Raw genomic sequence first — 503 nt, forward strand, 5'->3', positions numbered from 1 at the left:
CGGAGCACGCACGAAGCGCCGCCGCTCACCCGCGCCGATTCATGACCGGAGAGAAATTCGTGCGGGCACAAGAGCGGGGCCCTTTCCCGACGAGCGAGAAAGGGCCCCACCTGAAGCAGCACTACCTTCGCGTCACCGCACGACGGCAGTCAATTGACGATTGCGTCAGTTGCAGGCCGCGTAGGACGTGACGTTGCCCGTGTTGAACAGGTTCAGCGGACCGTCCCAGTGCCACGGAGCAACACACACGTTGTTCAGCACGTTGACCGAACCGTCGCCACCGAGCTCGTAGTCGCCGTCGTTGCAGGCCTGGTAGTCGGTCACGTTGGCGGTGCTGCCGACGTTGCCCGGGCCCTCCCAGTACCAGGGGGCGACGCAGACGTCGTTCAGCGCGTTGAAGCTGCCGTCGCCCTCGATCTCGACGACCTCACCGGCGGTCGCGACGTCCTCGGGGACCATCGCGCCGTCAACGCCCGCGGGGACCTCGGAGGTGCCGTAGCCCT

1 protein-coding gene is annotated in these 503 nt (G+C 66.6%); it reads right to left on the reverse strand.

Annotation, left to right across the window (positions count from 1 at the left end; all coding sequences use genetic code 11):
- Positions 1-165 precede the first annotated feature (165 nt).
- The coding region (locus ACYVJ0_RS13875) for a hypothetical protein (protein WP_460818447.1) at positions 166-503 on the reverse strand (338 nt) is incomplete at its 5' end.

This window comes from Microbacterium petrolearium (genome assembly GCF_054782875.1).